At 31.0% G+C, this 15,240-nt stretch carries 14 protein-coding genes; 4 read left to right on the top strand and 10 right to left on the bottom strand.

What is annotated here, in order from left to right; all coding sequences use genetic code 11:
• Window positions 1–46 precede the first annotated feature (46 nt).
• From ssp1_RS00245 to ssp1_RS00235, 3 genes are all read right to left on the bottom strand, one after another.
• Window positions 47–1,417 carry a CitMHS family transporter gene (locus tag ssp1_RS00245; RefSeq protein ID WP_002450206.1) on the bottom strand — a complete coding sequence of 457 codons (1,371 nt, stop codon included), beginning with the start codon at window positions 1,415–1,417 and terminating at the stop codon, window positions 47–49.
• A gap of 282 nt (window positions 1,418–1,699) precedes the next feature.
• Complete coding sequence (locus tag ssp1_RS00240; protein WP_075777702.1) at window positions 1,700–1,972, bottom strand: Txe/YoeB family addiction module toxin; 273 nt, start codon at window positions 1,970–1,972, stop codon at window positions 1,700–1,702.
• Window positions 1,965–2,219, bottom strand: a complete 255-nt coding sequence (locus tag ssp1_RS00235; RefSeq protein WP_075777703.1) for a type II toxin-antitoxin system Phd/YefM family antitoxin — start codon at window positions 2,217–2,219, stop codon at window positions 1,965–1,967. Before ssp1_RS00235 ends, ssp1_RS00240 begins: the two co-directional genes overlap by 8 nt.
• Window positions 2,220–2,464: 245 nt before the next feature.
• Between ssp1_RS00235 and lip the strand changes: the two genes are divergently transcribed.
• Entirely contained in the window at window positions 2,465–4,666 is a 2,202-nt protein-coding gene (gene lip, locus ssp1_RS00230) for a YSIRK-targeted triacylglycerol lipase (protein ID WP_075777704.1), read from the top strand.
• Between the two features lie 126 nt (window positions 4,667–4,792).
• Here lip and ssp1_RS00225 read toward each other — a convergent pair whose 3' ends face one another.
• The 7 genes from ssp1_RS00225 to ssp1_RS00195 all read right to left on the bottom strand — a co-directional run bounded on the left by ssp1_RS00225 (window position 4,793) and on the right by ssp1_RS00195 (window position 12,380).
• Entirely contained in the window at window positions 4,793–5,230 is a 438-nt protein-coding gene (locus ssp1_RS00225) for a hypothetical protein (protein ID WP_075777705.1), read from the bottom strand.
• Window positions 5,231–5,677: 447 nt separating this feature from the next.
• Window positions 5,678–5,929: a hypothetical protein gene (locus ssp1_RS00220; RefSeq protein WP_075777706.1), complete on the bottom strand. Its 252-nt coding sequence runs from the start codon at window positions 5,927–5,929 to the stop codon at window positions 5,678–5,680.
• A 203-nt stretch (window positions 5,930–6,132) separates the two neighbouring features.
• Window positions 6,133–7,182, bottom strand: a complete 1,050-nt coding sequence (locus ssp1_RS00215) for a PTS sugar transporter subunit IIC (RefSeq protein WP_075777707.1) — start codon at window positions 7,180–7,182, stop codon at window positions 6,133–6,135.
• 391 nt (window positions 7,183–7,573) lie between these two features.
• Window positions 7,574–8,614 (bottom strand): 5-methylcytosine-specific restriction endonuclease system specificity protein McrC, encoded by a 1,041-nt coding sequence (gene mcrC, locus ssp1_RS00210; RefSeq protein ID WP_075777708.1) that lies wholly within the window; start codon window positions 8,612–8,614, stop codon window positions 7,574–7,576.
• Window positions 8,611–10,797 carry an AAA family ATPase gene (locus ssp1_RS00205; RefSeq protein WP_075777709.1) on the bottom strand — a complete coding sequence of 729 codons (2,187 nt, stop codon included), beginning with the start codon at window positions 10,795–10,797 and terminating at the stop codon, window positions 8,611–8,613. Before ssp1_RS00205 ends, mcrC begins: the two co-directional genes overlap by 4 nt.
• A gap of 418 nt (window positions 10,798–11,215) precedes the next feature.
• Entirely contained in the window at window positions 11,216–11,626 is a 411-nt protein-coding gene (locus ssp1_RS00200; protein WP_075777710.1) for a phosphate-starvation-inducible protein PsiE, read from the bottom strand.
• 154 nt (window positions 11,627–11,780) lie between these two features.
• The gene (locus ssp1_RS00195; protein ID WP_075777711.1) at window positions 11,781–12,380 is read right to left on the bottom strand and encodes a type I secretion system protein; all 600 of its coding nucleotides are present in this window, start codon (window positions 12,378–12,380) and stop codon (window positions 11,781–11,783) included.
• Window positions 12,381–12,742: 362 nt separating this feature from the next.
• On the opposite strand from ssp1_RS00195, the gene ssp1_RS00190 reads away from it, so the two are divergent.
• The 3 genes from ssp1_RS00190 (at window position 12,743) to ssp1_RS11945 (ending at window position 15,140) form a co-directional block, all read left to right on the top strand.
• Entirely contained in the window at window positions 12,743–13,723 is a 981-nt protein-coding gene (locus tag ssp1_RS00190; RefSeq protein WP_075777712.1) for a tRNA dihydrouridine synthase, read from the top strand.
• Between the two features lie 406 nt (window positions 13,724–14,129).
• Window positions 14,130–14,657 (top strand): hypothetical protein, encoded by a 528-nt coding sequence (locus tag ssp1_RS00185; RefSeq protein WP_075777713.1) that lies wholly within the window; start codon window positions 14,130–14,132, stop codon window positions 14,655–14,657.
• Window positions 14,658–14,957: 300 nt separating this feature from the next.
• Window positions 14,958–15,140, top strand: a complete 183-nt coding sequence (locus ssp1_RS11945; protein ID WP_228077271.1) for a hypothetical protein — start codon at window positions 14,958–14,960, stop codon at window positions 15,138–15,140.
• The last annotated feature ends 100 nt before the right edge of the window (window positions 15,141–15,240 follow it).

The following is a 15,240-nucleotide window of genomic DNA, read 5'->3' as shown; positions in this document are numbered from 1 at the left end:
TCTGTACTACGCTTATTTTTTAGACTGCCTTAACACTTCCCTGTAGTTAAAAGGCTACTGTACCTATTAACATTGCAATAAGTAGCAATACAATAGCAAAGCCCCATACCCAGAAGAAGGCATATTTAATATATGTGCCCATGTTGGCTTCGGCTAGACCAAGTGCAAGCCATACTGCTGGCGCAAATGGACTTACGAAAGTACCTATAATATTACCAATCACCATTGAATAAGCAGTAGACACTTGTGATACGCCAAATTCAGCGGCTGTTTGCTTAACAATAGGTAACAATGCGAAATAGTAGGCGTCTGTACTTGTTAATAGATCAAGTGGTACACCAAAGATACCTACAATAATGTGAATATACGGTCCGACTGGTTGCGGAATAATATGAATGAAACTTGTAGAGATTGCTTTAAGCATACCCGTCTCATCGAGAATACCTAAGAACATCCCTGCTCCTACAATGACAACAGCCATCATTAATGCATTAGGTGCATGTGCTTTTAAGCGATCCATTTGTTCATCTACACTCTTATAATTAATGATTAAAGCAATAGAGACACCTATCATAAATGCGAATTCTGGCGGAGCGATATTCGTTAACATGGCAACCATAACTAATAAAGTTAACAATGTATTAATCCACTTAATAGACCCATGCTCTCTGGCACGACCTCTTACGGGAAACTTAATATCTTGTTCATGTTCATAATGTGCAACAAGCTTATGTATATCAATATCTTGAGTTTGTTCAATTTCTCCCTTTGCGATCCCTTTTTGAATACGTTTCTTTTCTCTAAAACCTAAATACACTGCAAGTAACATAACGAGAATAAAACCAATTATTTGAATTGGTATTAAACCATACCATAATTCATTGACACTTTTAGCTTTTAATACGGTTGCGACACGCGCCATTGGACCACCCCAAGGCACCATATTCATCACTGCTGCACTGAGCGCTAATAATAAAATCAGTAAATAGCGACTCATATTTAATGCTTTGTATAATGGTAATAAGGCAGGAATACATAATAAAAACGTTACCGCACCTGCGCCATCGAGTTGTGCAATCGTTCCAAGTAATGCCGTCATAATACAAACGACGACTACATTACCACGTGTCATCAGTAACAACCGCTTCACAAGTGGTTTAAACAGACCACTATCGTTCATAATACCAAAGAAAATAATCGCAAAAATGAACATAATGACAACGTTCATCACTTGCGCTAACCCTTTATCAAAGAACTTCACCAAATCGGCAACACTATAGCCTAAAATTAAAGCACCGATACATGGAATCAATGTCATACCCACAACCGGACTAATCTTCTTAGCAATTAGCAATCCTACAATTGAAATAATAATTGCTAAACCAACAATCGTTAACCACATACTATCCCCTTGCATGATTAACATCCCCCTTTAAATATTGAAACGACGATATTGCATTTGATTACAAAATACTAAAATACCAAATCGTTTTAATTTTTAGAAAAATGTAAGCGCTTTAAAATATTTTATCATAACATGGTTTATGAGGAAATATGTAATTCGTATGGGAAATAGATTGGATCATTAAACATCTATATTAAAACAGTCTAGGACATAAATATATATTTCAAGTTACATTCATATTTAGGCAGTAGTTGACTGAAATATATCAATCTGTTGTTTAGAGACCATAGTAAATTATTTAAAATAATGATATTTACAAGAAACAATAATTATTTCTGAATCATGTACTTTATAAACTAACCTATGTTCAAAATTGATTCTTCTACTATAATATCCTTTAAAATTACCTTTCAAAGCTTCAGGTTTTCCTTCACCTTCGAGTGGGCCATTACGATTTATACCTTTAATTAAATGGTTAATCTTTTTTAATAATTTTTTATCATGAATTTGCCAATATTTATAATCTTCAAATGCATCAGGTGTAAATAAAATATTTAATCTACTCATATGATTCTAAATCTACCTTTATTGTATTTCCACGCTCAGCATCTTCTATAGATTTAGCCAAGTGTTGGGCATTGGCAGGGGATTGTTGGAGGTATAATGTCTCCATCATCGCATTGTAATCTGACTCAGAAATCAATACAGCATTGCTATCATTAGTTGTTATAGTCACCGCATCTGAATCATTGTTAACTTTATCTATTAAACTTCTAAAATTTTTTCTAGCTATTGAGTACGATACTATTGCCATAATCTGTACCTCCTTTTAATAAATTGTACAAAAACCTGTACAATAAGTAAAGTGTATTGTTGCTCACACGTACCTTTGTTTGATGGAACTTTAAGAAGTTGTAAAGAGAAATTTATATTACGTTCATAATCTTAATTTATGATGGGGGTGTCGTCGGATTTTCTGAAATACGTTGTTAATCTGTCGGCATTTTATTTTTTAATGTTGGTCATAATCCAGATTTAACAGATAGAGGTGCTAATAACATGAAAAACAGAAAGAATTCTTATAGTATTCGTAAGTTGAGTGTAGGTGCATCTTCCATCATCGTTGCATCTATGTTATTTGTTGGAGCGGAATCTGCACAAGCAGCAGAAACTGAACCACAAGATCAAACTACTATACAAAATGTTAAAGAAACAACTGAATCATCTAACTCTGATCAAACGCAACAACAACCTTTAGAATCTACAAAAGCGAAAGATTCTGATACAAATAATACGAATGTTGAACGTCCTAAGTCTAATTCGACACAAACATCAAAAGAAGATACTGAAAACATACAGGATACATCAACTAATCAAACAAACGAAAATTCTAAACATATTATTAATAAAACTAATGACGTTTCACATGAAACTACAAAGACAAATGATACAGATCAAACGTCATCTCAAGACAAATCAGAACAATCTCCTGAAGTCGACTCAAATGAGACACCAGCTTCAAATGACAAATCAACTCCAAGCAAACAAGAACCTAACAATACAAAGCAAGATATTGATGAAACATCTAAACCTAATGAAGATTCAAAACTTGTACCATCAAAGTCAAATATAACATCTAAAGCAGATAAACAAGAACAGTCTTCTAAAGAACCTGTTGAGGATAATGCTCAAAAAAATAAACATGTATCACAAGAAGATTCATCTTTAGAGAAGCAAGGTACACAAGAGGTTCCGCAGACTGACTCACATAAAGATGTAAATGTAGCACCATCAAAGTCATCATCAACACAACATCCATCTACAACACAACATATCACGGCTAAAGATGCTAGTGCTTCACAAGAGGTGCCAGTTCATTCACTAGATTCATCTAAACCAGATCACACAACATCGACTGAGAGCCATATCAATTTAGATAACCTAGATAAACAAGCGACTAAAGATAGTACACCTGCAGATAATGACGATGATCAATCTAAAGATGGTCTAAATACATTAACTAAAAATGCGGTAGCCATACATAACAACAAATCCAAAACACAGGCTACTCAACCTACTAAAGACCAAACAAATAAGGTAGCGCCTCAACAACAGTATAAAAATCATGACCCTATTATACTTGTACATGGATTTAATGGTTTTACAGCTGATAATGGACCTGGTTTAGGAGATAGTAATTATTGGGGTGGCGAACGTCTTAACATCACACAAGAAGCACGTGCAAAAGGTTATAACGTGAGTGAAGCTAGTGTTAGTGCATTAGGTAGTAACTATGATCGTGCGGTTGAATTGTACTACTATATCAAAGGTGGCACTGTAGATTATGGTGCGGCACATGCAGCTAAATATGGTCATGAACGTTATGGCAAATCTTATGCAGGTGCCTATAGAGATTGGAAACCCGGCCAGAAAATCCATTTAATTGGCCATAGTATGGGTGGACAAACCGTTCGTTTATTAGAAGAAATGTTACGTAATGGAAATCCTGAAGAAATCGAATATCAAAAGCAACATGGTGGTGACATTTCACCATTATATAAAGGTGGACAAGATAACATGATTTCTTCCATTACTACGTTAGCGTCACCTCATAACGGCACACACGCCTCTGATTTACTAGGTAATGAAGCGATTGTAAGACAAGCTGTTTATGATTTTGCGAAATCACAAGGTAATAAATTCTCTCGTGCCGATCTTGGTTTAACTCAATGGGGATTAAAACAGAGACCTGATGAATCTTATATAGACTATGTAAAACGCGTTGAAAATAGTAACTTATGGAAGACAAAAGATAATGGATTCTATGATTTAACAACTGAAGGTGCACAAGAGTTGAATAATCATACGTCACTCAACCCAAATATAGTTTATAAAACATATACTGGCGAATCATCTGACCCAGATAAAAACGGTATCCATCATCGTAATAGTCATATGAATATTAAATATTTACCAACTACAAATGTAATTGGTAAATTAGACGATAAAGCTTGGCGAGAAAATGACGGTCTAGTATCAGTAGTTTCGGCACAACATCCATCTAATCAAAAATATGTCGATGCTACAGATCAAATTCAAAAAGGCGTATGGCAAGTCACACCTGTCCAACACGATTGGGACCATGGCGACTTTGTCGGAACACAAAAAGATGAAAACGGCATCTCAATCGAGCAATTCCAAGGCTTCTGGGATAATCTATTAAACGATGCTGTAAGAAACGAAAAAGAGACTGATCAATAAACATTTATAAAAATTAAGACCCCTTCTATATTTAAACAAATAGTCAATATAGAAGGGGTTATTATTCTATTTTAAAGATATATTTAATGATTTACTTTTATTCTTGAAACTATATAAATTCTTCATCTAATGAACGGTTTCTCCTGGGACGCCACCTTGGCCAACATCCCCAGCTGGACTACCATTAATCGTTTCTGGTTTACCATCTCCGTTATCATCCGTATAGTCATAAACCTCTATTTCAGGCATCGTTTCGTCAGAATGTTCTTCCTTTTCATCGATTTTTCTTTCTGTTTTAGGTTGAGTATCCGTTATATTTGTTACAGGCTGTTGAGGTTGGCTTACTGGTTGATTAACAGTATTTTGATTATTTTGCATTGTATCTTCAGGTGTTTGTTTATTATTTTCTTTAGTTGTTTTCTTTTTTGATTCTTTATGTTCTGTTTTATGCATTTCTTTCTCTTTAGTTATAATATTTTTATAAGAAGAATATCCCCATAAACCAGTCGCCAAGATTATAATAACTAAGCATACACATGCTAAGATAGACAAAAATATTTTCATCGTTTTCCCCCGTTTTTTCTTCCAAATTCCTTTTCATATTGTTATAAACTATTAAAATACCTACATAATAGTCTCTATCACCGTTAAATCGGTACCGTAATGTTGACAAAATTTATCATTCTGACCTACTTCATTGGAACCTGACAACAAACCATTTGGTTGTACTCCTTTTTATAAATTTAAGTCTATTAAATTTATATTATCTTATTTTGTAACAACTTACTATATATTTTTTAAAGTTATGTATAAATATTTCTTATAACTTAAAATGTTTTCATTTATAAATAAAAAATGGTCATATATTGATATGTATGTTGGAAAAACGATGCTATAAGAAACGAAAAAGTGACTGATTAGTAGTGTGAGTTGTAGAAAGTCATAATATAAAACAAATGCCAATCCACCTATCATTAAAGGTGAATTGGCATTTTTACTATTGCACGTTATCTATGCGTTACTTTCTTGGATAGCCTCATATAATTCTACAAATTTTTTACCTTCTTTACGTGACACGTAATCAAATATCCAATTTTCATTAAAGTGAAATTCGTTTTTAATCTCTGAACCCTTCAGTAATCCATCTGCTTCAAAATAAATCATGTCTTTTAGTAAATATAGTGTCCCGGGCACGCCTTGAGATGTAAGTAATTTCATAGAAACTTGAACTTTATATACTGGGTGTTCTAAATTAATTTCCATCATATTTCTCCTCTCATTAATTTAGTATCTACGATTAATAATGTTCTAATCAGACTGAACTTTTAAATTATTTATGAATTCATTTTTATGATTATTTATTTCTTAATAAAACTATACCCTAAAATATATTTGAAATAGTCATTTTATATAGAAAAAAGGCAACTTCTATCTCATTCATAGAAATTGCCTTTGACTAAATAAAGTTATTTAAAAATAAATACATCTGGTTTATAGAGTTTCAATATTTTCACAAACAGATAATTGAAAAAGAGCGCTGATACGATTGGTACGATGACATAAGTTATCGCAACCAATAGCAAACCACTGCCCATACTAGTACCTAGTAAGTTTAATGATTTAATCGGACCTACTAATCCGATTAAACCAAATCCAGCCGAATCAGGTGTACCTTTAATATTAAGTAACCCGCCTACGAGTCCTGATACTGCAGCGGTACAAGTAATTGGTAAAAATATAATAGGATGTCGAATGGTATTAGGCATCATTAATTTAACGGCACCGAGTAACACTGAAATCGGAACACCTACTTTGTTAACACGCCATGCCCCTAGCGCTAGCATAATAGCACTGGCAGAGACACCTACAGCGGCTGAACCTGCTGCGAGCCCTGAAATACCAATGGCAATACCAATTCCAATCGCAGATATCGGTGACACAATAAGAATAGAGAATATCACTGCTATTAGAATTGTCATAATGATAGGTTGTGTATTTGTTAAGCTATTAACAACATTACCTATCCCCACTGTTATCAATTTGGTATAAGGCAGTAATAATAATCCTAAGAGACCAGGAATACCACTGGCAACGATGGGTAAGATAATCATATTTAAACTGCCTACACGATCTCCGATAATTAAAATAATACCTACTGCAATCGCTCCGGTAATCATGGTATTAATTAAATCTCCGATGCCTGTAATGACCCATTGGTGATTTGTAATTGTCGTTGCGCCAGAACCGACAAATGTTGCTGCACCAACCACAGCTGTTTGTAATTGTGTTAAATTAAACTGTATCGCAATTAAGACACCCGTTAATATGGGAATCGTATATTGAATGCCTTGTACTACAACTGCTATTTTTGAAAATATCTCATTATACTGACTTAAGTATTTACTCAAATCTCCTAAAATCGCGTTAGGAAGCATACCTACAACGATTGCTATCGCTAATCCATTTAATATATTAAATAAAAATGATCTGGGTGTAATCCATTGTTTTTCGCCCATAATTCAAATACCTCATAGTTTCTTTCTTGATTTTAAAGCACGTGATAACAAACCTTATTAATAAAAAAACACTCTCGCCGAACTCATACATAAACGTATGAATTTATACGAAAGTGTTTGAAGTTATGATTATAATACCATGATTTTTTAGAATAGCAACAGTTATTTGATATGATTGTTTGAGCTATATAATGTGAGTTGTTAAAAAGCCCCGTCATAATCAACTATTACATAGACTGTAAGTGACACACACATATCTTTTATCTTAAGCGTATCAATTCCTTAAACTAAAAAAGGGAACAGTGCGTTCACACATGCTTCCCTCTTAAAGTTTAGTATTTGATTTTAATCAATCGTAAATTTTCGTAAACAATAGAACTGTATCAAACATTTATATTTCAAAATGTTCCATAATAATTTGATTTAATTGTTTTTTAATCTGTGAGAATTCACAGTTCAAGTCTAATGATTTAACACTAATAAGGTTGCCACTCATTTGAAACTTATTTTCAGGTGTCTTTTCCTCATCTGTTTTAGCATATAAGAGCATGCCAGATACATTTGTATTTATTTCTTTCTCCCTTATATAAAAAGCATGATTTTTTACATAAGTAAATATCTGATAAAGATTTGCAGAATGTATTTTATAAGTATCATAATAGTTTTGCAAGGACTTTTTATAAAACTTAGCATCTATGATTAAGTAATCCTTTTTATTAGAAATCATAATATCACTTTTCATAGTTGGTAACATTGAGGATTCATCATCATCTAATTTCCATGGTATGTGTGCTGCAGTTACACTCAATTGTGGAAAAGTTTTCTTAAAATATTCAAATAAAAACTTTTCATATAAGTGTGACATACGTTGTTCATCTTTAAAGTCCAGTACTTGTCTATTTCCTTCGTTATTTGATTGTAAAAGACCTTCGACAATTAAATTACATATGGCAATTAACATTTTGTATGTCTTGTTATTTCGTGTAAAACGCATATTCCAATTAATACTGCTTAAATCTATTTGATTAACAGAACTGAAATGAATCAATAGATTTTTCAATTTCTTTTTTCTTTCCTTTGAGATATCTTCATTAATCAGAAGTAACATTGTTGATTTAATAATTTGATTTAAATAATTATTTATTGAATATTCATCATATACACAACTAAGTTTTTTATTTAATATATCCAAATTACTAATAGACTCTGAAATATCAATTTTTCCTCGAACCATTGTTAATGCTTCTTGTTTTTCAATATATTCATAGTGTAAACCACGCTTAATTTGATTTGAAACACCTTTTATTAAAATAGCTGTATATAACTCATTAGCATTATCAAAATCTTCTGCGATGACATTTACATAAGTATTTTCTTTCAAAACAGAAAAAGCATAAGTCAACATATAATAAATGTTTCTTATTTCTATCATTTTATCGAGGTCCTTAATTTATCAGTCCATAAATCTACTTGAGACGGTTCATCAAACCAATATTCTTTAATTAGAGGTATGATCTCAAATTCTACAATATTAGATAGTATAAGATCAGTAACATAACTTAAATTACTAAAATAGCTATGCCCAATTGTAAATCCTTCTCCAAGTGAATCATCGTTTACAATATCAAGATTTAAATTTTGAACACATTGAATAAGAGCATCAAATTTTTCACTCGATAAACTATCTTGATACAATTTAAATCCAACATTATCAAACGATACAGTCATATCAAAGAAAGCAAAACGTCTGCGAAGCGCATAATCTAATATTGCTAAACTGCGATCAGCAGTATTCATCATACCAATGATATAAATATTTGGTGGAACAGAAAAATTCTCATCTGCATATAATAATTCGAGCTCAGCACCTCGTTTATCATTTTCAATTAACATAAATAGCTCACCAAATATTTTACTCAAATTCCCACGATTGATTTCATCAATGATAAAGAAGTAACTATTCTCGCTATCTTCCTCAGCTTGTTTGCAAAAATTATAAAAGATTCCATTTCTTAATTCAAATCCATTCTTAGACGGTCTGAACCCCATAATAAAATCTTCGTATGAGTAGCTTTGATGAAATTGAACCATTTTAACACGGCTTTTATCTTTCACTCCCATCATAGAGTACGCTAAACGCTTTGCAGTATAGGTTTTCCCCACACCAGGAGGGCCTTGCAATATAACATTTTTCTTCATTTCCAATAACTGAATTAATCTATAATACTCATCTTCATTCATATACACTTCATTTAAGAAATCTGTAACTTCATAAACAGGATAATTTTCCTTTACAGAATTAATTTCATTCATACTATCTTGATTGAATAACATGTTTAATTTTTTAATAAGTTCATTATATGGGGTAATATCATCTAATACTTTATCTGTAGTTTCAAGATCGCTTTTCCATTCACCTTTGTTTCTCCAATCAATATAACGTATATTAGAAAATTCTTTATCAAGCACGTATTTAGTATCTGAAGAAACAATTCCCCAACCAAGTATCATATCTTGCTCATTTTTTACATATATTATGTCACCTATAGCCATTTCATTAATAAACTGATAAATGGTATTAGTAACGTTAGTATAATTGAGTTCATCACCATAAGTATTTTGAAGTTTCTTTTCTATTTCTTCTTTTTTGAAATATTTGGATAAATCATTAAGTTCATTATATCCTATAGAAATACATCCATTATCATAGAACCAATCCCAAGTTCTTTCTTTTGAATCTAAACATAACATCCAATGATTTTTAGATGGAATATCTTGATCTGTATCAGTTGACCCTGCCACTACTTTAGATGTTTTATTCTTAAGTTCATTTATTTCTTTGGAATATCTCCAAACTTCAAAGCTTAAATCAACTATCTGATTCAATACGGTTTTAGAACTAGATAAATATTCCTTTATAACATCGATAACTTTTAAATAATCTTTTCCACTCAGATAAGTTGAAACATTAGGTAACTGATTAATAATCATTTCAGGGACTTTTCCTGATTGGTAAATATACCAAACCGTTCGTTTATCAAGGTTTAAATAATCTTCAGGTGAAATCCAAAATAAAGCGTTTGTTAATTTACTATTTCCTATTCCTCTCTTATCTATAATGAAATCAAAATAACGTATAAATTGATCTTTATTATATTCACTTTTTTCAATTGAATATTTTATTGCAATTTCAAATAATGACCATAACTCATCAATATCGTTATCTTTACGTAGACCTATAAAATCATAAAAAGTAGCATTCATATTATTGACCGTTGGTATCCCTTCAAAATCTTTAGGAACCTTGGCTTCAATTTCTAAAATCTTTGAAAATGCTTCTGCAATTTTTATCTTATTTGATGTTTTTAAAGAACTTTTATTAAATAATGCAAGTACAGTAAAAGGATCAATATCTATTAATTGATTATCCTTTTCTAAAGTAGGCAATTTAATATCAGCAATCTGATATGCCTTTTTTACATTTTGAATTAATTGTTCTCGATGCTCACGAAACTTTAATAACTTCATAGCAAACTCATTATAAAATTCAATCCATGTTTTATCGATAGATTGATGACTTATTGTACTCTCTTCTTTTAACTCATAATCATACATCTCATAGTACACCCCTATATTTTTAAATAACATGCATTTAATATACATTTTACATGCATTAATGTTGCAATACCATACTTTATTTAGTTGTTTTAAATACTATTTTCATAAGAAGTTAGGATACAATTAGTTTTATCGAAAAATAACCGACGCACAATTTACATAATTTTTTATACCTTCTAATAATTCAGTATAGAAAATAACTATATCAAAGGGATAACTCATCCATTTTATACAAATAATTATATATTTAATTACTACATATTTACGATATTACTGAAACGATATTGCATAATTCAATTCCATGTACGAAAAACACTCCAAAGAATAAGTCATAATTATTCCATTCCCTTTTATAAATAAAAAAAGGGAACAGTGCGTTCACACATGCTTCCCTCTTAAAGTTTAGTATTTGATTTTAATCAATCGTAAATTTTCGTAAACAGTATAGTGAAATCGTTAGTATAAATATACTAGCGACTAACAAGATTGTCTCAGTAGCATCGCTATGTTCTACTATAATAATTCTGACAATCGCTGTAATACCGATATAAATAAAGTACTGTAACGAAAAATGATAATTGTGTTTGAAATATTGAATAATGAGTAGAATAAACTCAATATACATGAACGATACCAATAAATCTTCAATAACTTGGCTATATTTCAAGTCTTTATCTTGTAAAAATAAGTTTTGAAAGAAACCAAAACACTCGGTAAATAAAAATATAACAAGTGTTATCGCAATGAAACCAATGCAAATATTAACCGCTAATAACAACAATTTAGAAAACTGTTCACTTAACTTTTCAGGCGTAAATCTATTCATTTTTTCTCCTTAATGAGCTTTTTTAGTATTCAATGTTAATTTTCCTATTCAACACAAAATCGGGTTGAAATACCAACCCGATTTATTATATAGCATTTAAATTTCTTTTCAACTTATGATACGAATATTCTACTTTTAATGCTCTCTCAATTAATCATGACTTCTTATATTTTTGAACATTAATAGCTTCGTTTTTATCTATAATTTTATTTAAATTTGGCTCATAAATCTCATGATTATAGTTCTCTTTAGCAAACTTTTTCATATTATTTACAAATTTTTCAATACTTTGATCTAATTTTATTTTTGAAAATGCAATCGCATTTTTATCAAATGCTTCATCTTCGTATCTTTGATTATATATCTTATATGCAACTTTAAATTTGTTAAACTGACGCTCAAAAGGTTCGTAATAACTAAGTAATTCTTGAATAGCAGTATTTGAACGATCTATATGATGACTCATCATAGTAATCAAATCCTGTATCTGATAATCTAATGACTTATAATCTTGTTCAATATCCGTGTAAATTTCAATTGTATTTTCTTTACTATAATTTGCATTTTTAAAGTTCAACTCATTATTTCTTACTTTAGCAGCTTTATATGTAATGATGTCTATCATACTGACTAAATCATTATGATATTCTTCATCCTTTTCTTTCTTTTGATTTTTAAATTGAAGAAAAATTGCTGAAAAAGTACCGATTAAAGATAAAATACCACCTATTATTGCTGCGATAAATTCCGCCATATTAACACCCCTATTTTATATTATTTATAAATTTCTAACCTATAGTTTAATTGTAATTTACAATGTATATCGCACGTCTCTTTTTGCTTATTTGAATGTATTTATATCCAATTTGTAGATATAACAATATAGCGAGCGTCAAATTATATAATTTATATATAAAATATATTACTATATGATTACAGTAATAATCAAAAATAAATTTAATATTACTCCTGAAAAATAATCAATCTGTTTCCTTTTCATCTCATTTTTATAAACTATGAATAGTCAACTTCACTTTGTATATCTCCCCCCTTTATGGTAATATCATTATGCGTAAAAATGCGAGATACTAATAAAGAAGAAGGTTTAAATATATTATGAAGGAAAATTTTTGGAGTGAATTGCCACGTCCATTTTTTATTTTGGCACCTATGGAGGACGTGACGGATATTGTCTTTCGTCATGTGGTAAGTGAAGCTGCGAGACCTGATGTGTTTTTCACTGAATTTACGAATACTGCAAGCTTTTGTCACCCTGAAGGTATTCACAGTGTGCGTGGTCGCCTAACGTTTAGTGAAGATGAACAACCTATGGTAGCGCATATTTGGGGCGATCAACCTGAACAGTTCCGTGAAATGAGTATTGGTTTAGCGGAGATGGGATTTAAAGGTATTGATTTAAATATGGGCTGTCCTGTTGCAAATGTTGCTCAAAAAGGTAAAGGATCTGGCCTTATTCTTAGACCTGAAGTGGCCGCTGAAATTATTCAAGCAACGAAAGCGGGAGGTCTACCGGTAAGTGTTAAAACACGTCTTGGTTTCTATGAAATAGATGAATGGCGTGATTGGTTAAAACATGTCTTCGAACAAGACATCGCGAACTTATCGATCCATCTACGTACACGTAAAGAAATGAGTAAAGTTGATGCGCATTGGGAATTAATAGAAGCGATTAAACAACTACGTGATGAGGTAGCACCAAATACTTTATTAACAATTAATGGCGATATTCCAGATAGACAAACTGGACTTGAACTTGCCGAAAAATATGGCATTGATGGTGTGATGATTGGAAGAGGCATATTCCACAATCCATTTGCCTTTGAAAAAGAACCACGCGAACATTCAAGCGAAGAACTATTAGGTCTATTACGATTACATCTATCATTATTCCAAAAATATGACAAAGATGAAGACCGACAATTCAAAAGTTTACGCAGATTCTTTAAAATTTATGTGCGTGGCATTAAAGGTGCGAGTCAACTACGACATCAATTAATGAATACACAATCCATCGCTGAAGCACGTGAGTTATTAGATGAATTCGAAGCACAAAGAGCACAACGTTCAGAATCTTAATTAGATCATATACTAATCCCCTGTTAATCATATGGTTAACAGGGGATTGTTTTATATTATTTATACACAACAATTATACGTTTATACATATCACCTATTTTTTTAATAAAACTACCTTCTTCATAATCATCTTTATACGAATTATCAAGTGTTTCTATTGATGTCTAAGTATTTCACGCAAGTTAATAAAGATTTGAGTTTTCATCAGAATAGTCATATCAAAACTAATTCTATATATTTAAACATACTTTTCAATCTGAAAAATTAAATTAATCTAAATTTATCTAGCAAAACCATTGTTTTTATAAATACATCTTTTCTATATTGATTTTTAAAATTTATATAGAAAAGCGTAGAAAAAATATATTAATTAAATTTAAACTAATTATTGAATGGGGATGATTATGTGAAGAAAGTTTTCGCGAGTTTAGGGGTTATTTTATTAGTTGTAATATTGGGCGTTGTTGTTGTATTTGCATATGGGAGTTACAAAGATTTAGAACTTAAAAAAGAAGAAGCTAAGTTAGAGGATGAGAAGAATAAGAAAATTGATAAAAACAAAACTACAGAAAATGAAAATCAAAACCAGATTAATAATCAAACAATTACAGCAACAAATGAAAAAGCACAATATGGCAATAACCTAGGAGTTCAAGAAAAAAGTACGGATAAAAATGATCCTAATGGTGTGCTTAGATTTGATACAAACGGAGATGGATTTATCTCAACTAGTGAAGTAACACCAGAAGCTCAAAAATTAGTTGATGAAGGTAAACTACAGCCATCTTCAGATAGAATGGTTGAAGAGTGGACTAAGAATAAAAATAATGTAGATAATACATATGACTATGATGAATCATATAAAAAACAACAAGAAATGTACAAAAAAGCTGCTCGTGGCGAAGTTCCTGAACCTGGAGAAACAATAAAATAAAAAGCACTAGCTACAATTGCGATAATTATAATTTTTGGCATATTAGCACCTGTTGTTTTTTGTTACAACAAATATCAAGAAGTAGAATTTGAAAAAAATAAATTACAGGCTAAGCAAAAAGAAAATATTGGAAGTAACTCTCGAAGTATTAGTGAAACCTCTAATAATGAGAATCAATCAAATGAAAGTCCAAGTAATAGTCAAGAAAAAACGCAAACTACAACCCACGAAACTGCAAAGAATCAACAAAAGGTAACTAGAGATAACGTTTTTGATTATGCTATTGCAGCTATAAATAAAGTGGGGAATGCAGATTTATTAAAATTTCAAGAACCTGAATACAATGGTTCAGAATGGACAATTAACGCTAATAATAAACCCGGTGCAGGAGCTAATACTATCGTAGTTAAAGATGATGGAACGGTTCAAATTTGGAATGGCCCTAAAACAGCTATAGACTATGAAACTAAAATCGAATTATAATCAAAAAACCAAGATTTACATTAACACTTACGAGTGAAATAAATCTTGGTTTAATTTTTGCGGATCTATAGAAACTTTCGACACTGTAAAGTAAAAAGAA

The organism is Staphylococcus sp. M0911 (genome assembly GCF_003491325.1).
Taxonomy (GTDB): Bacteria; Bacillota; Bacilli; order Staphylococcales; family Staphylococcaceae; genus Staphylococcus; species Staphylococcus warneri_A.
This window is presented reverse-complemented; position numbering and strand designations above follow the sequence as displayed.

Excerpts from the sequence above, each read along its gene's own strand:
- ssp1_RS00245 (WP_002450206.1), bottom strand. The coding sequence starts at position 1,417 with ATGCAAGGGGATAGTATGTGGTTAACGATTGTTGGTTTAGCAATTATT.
- ssp1_RS00240 (WP_075777702.1), bottom strand. The coding sequence starts at position 1,972 with ATGAGTAGATTAAATATTTTATTTACACCTGATGCATTTGAAGATTAT.
- ssp1_RS00235 (WP_075777703.1), bottom strand. The coding sequence starts at position 2,219 with ATGGCAATAGTATCGTACTCAATAGCTAGAAAAAATTTTAGAAGTTTA.
- lip (WP_075777704.1), top strand. The coding sequence starts at position 2,465 with ATGAAAAACAGAAAGAATTCTTATAGTATTCGTAAGTTGAGTGTAGGT.
- ssp1_RS00225 (WP_075777705.1), bottom strand. The coding sequence starts at position 5,230 with ATGAAAATATTTTTGTCTATCTTAGCATGTGTATGCTTAGTTATTATA.
- ssp1_RS00220 (WP_075777706.1), bottom strand. The coding sequence starts at position 5,929 with ATGGAAATTAATTTAGAACACCCAGTATATAAAGTTCAAGTTTCTATG.
- ssp1_RS00215 (WP_075777707.1), bottom strand. The coding sequence starts at position 7,182 with ATGGGCGAAAAACAATGGATTACACCCAGATCATTTTTATTTAATATA.
- mcrC (WP_075777708.1), bottom strand. The coding sequence starts at position 8,614 with ATGATAGAAATAAGAAACATTTATTATATGTTGACTTATGCTTTTTCT.
- ssp1_RS00205 (WP_075777709.1), bottom strand. The coding sequence starts at position 10,797 with ATGTATGATTATGAGTTAAAAGAAGAGAGTACAATAAGTCATCAATCT.
- ssp1_RS00200 (WP_075777710.1), bottom strand. The coding sequence starts at position 11,626 with ATGAATAGATTTACGCCTGAAAAGTTAAGTGAACAGTTTTCTAAATTG.
- ssp1_RS00195 (WP_075777711.1), bottom strand. The coding sequence starts at position 12,380 with ATGGCGGAATTTATCGCAGCAATAATAGGTGGTATTTTATCTTTAATC.
- ssp1_RS00190 (WP_075777712.1), top strand. The coding sequence starts at position 12,743 with ATGAAGGAAAATTTTTGGAGTGAATTGCCACGTCCATTTTTTATTTTG.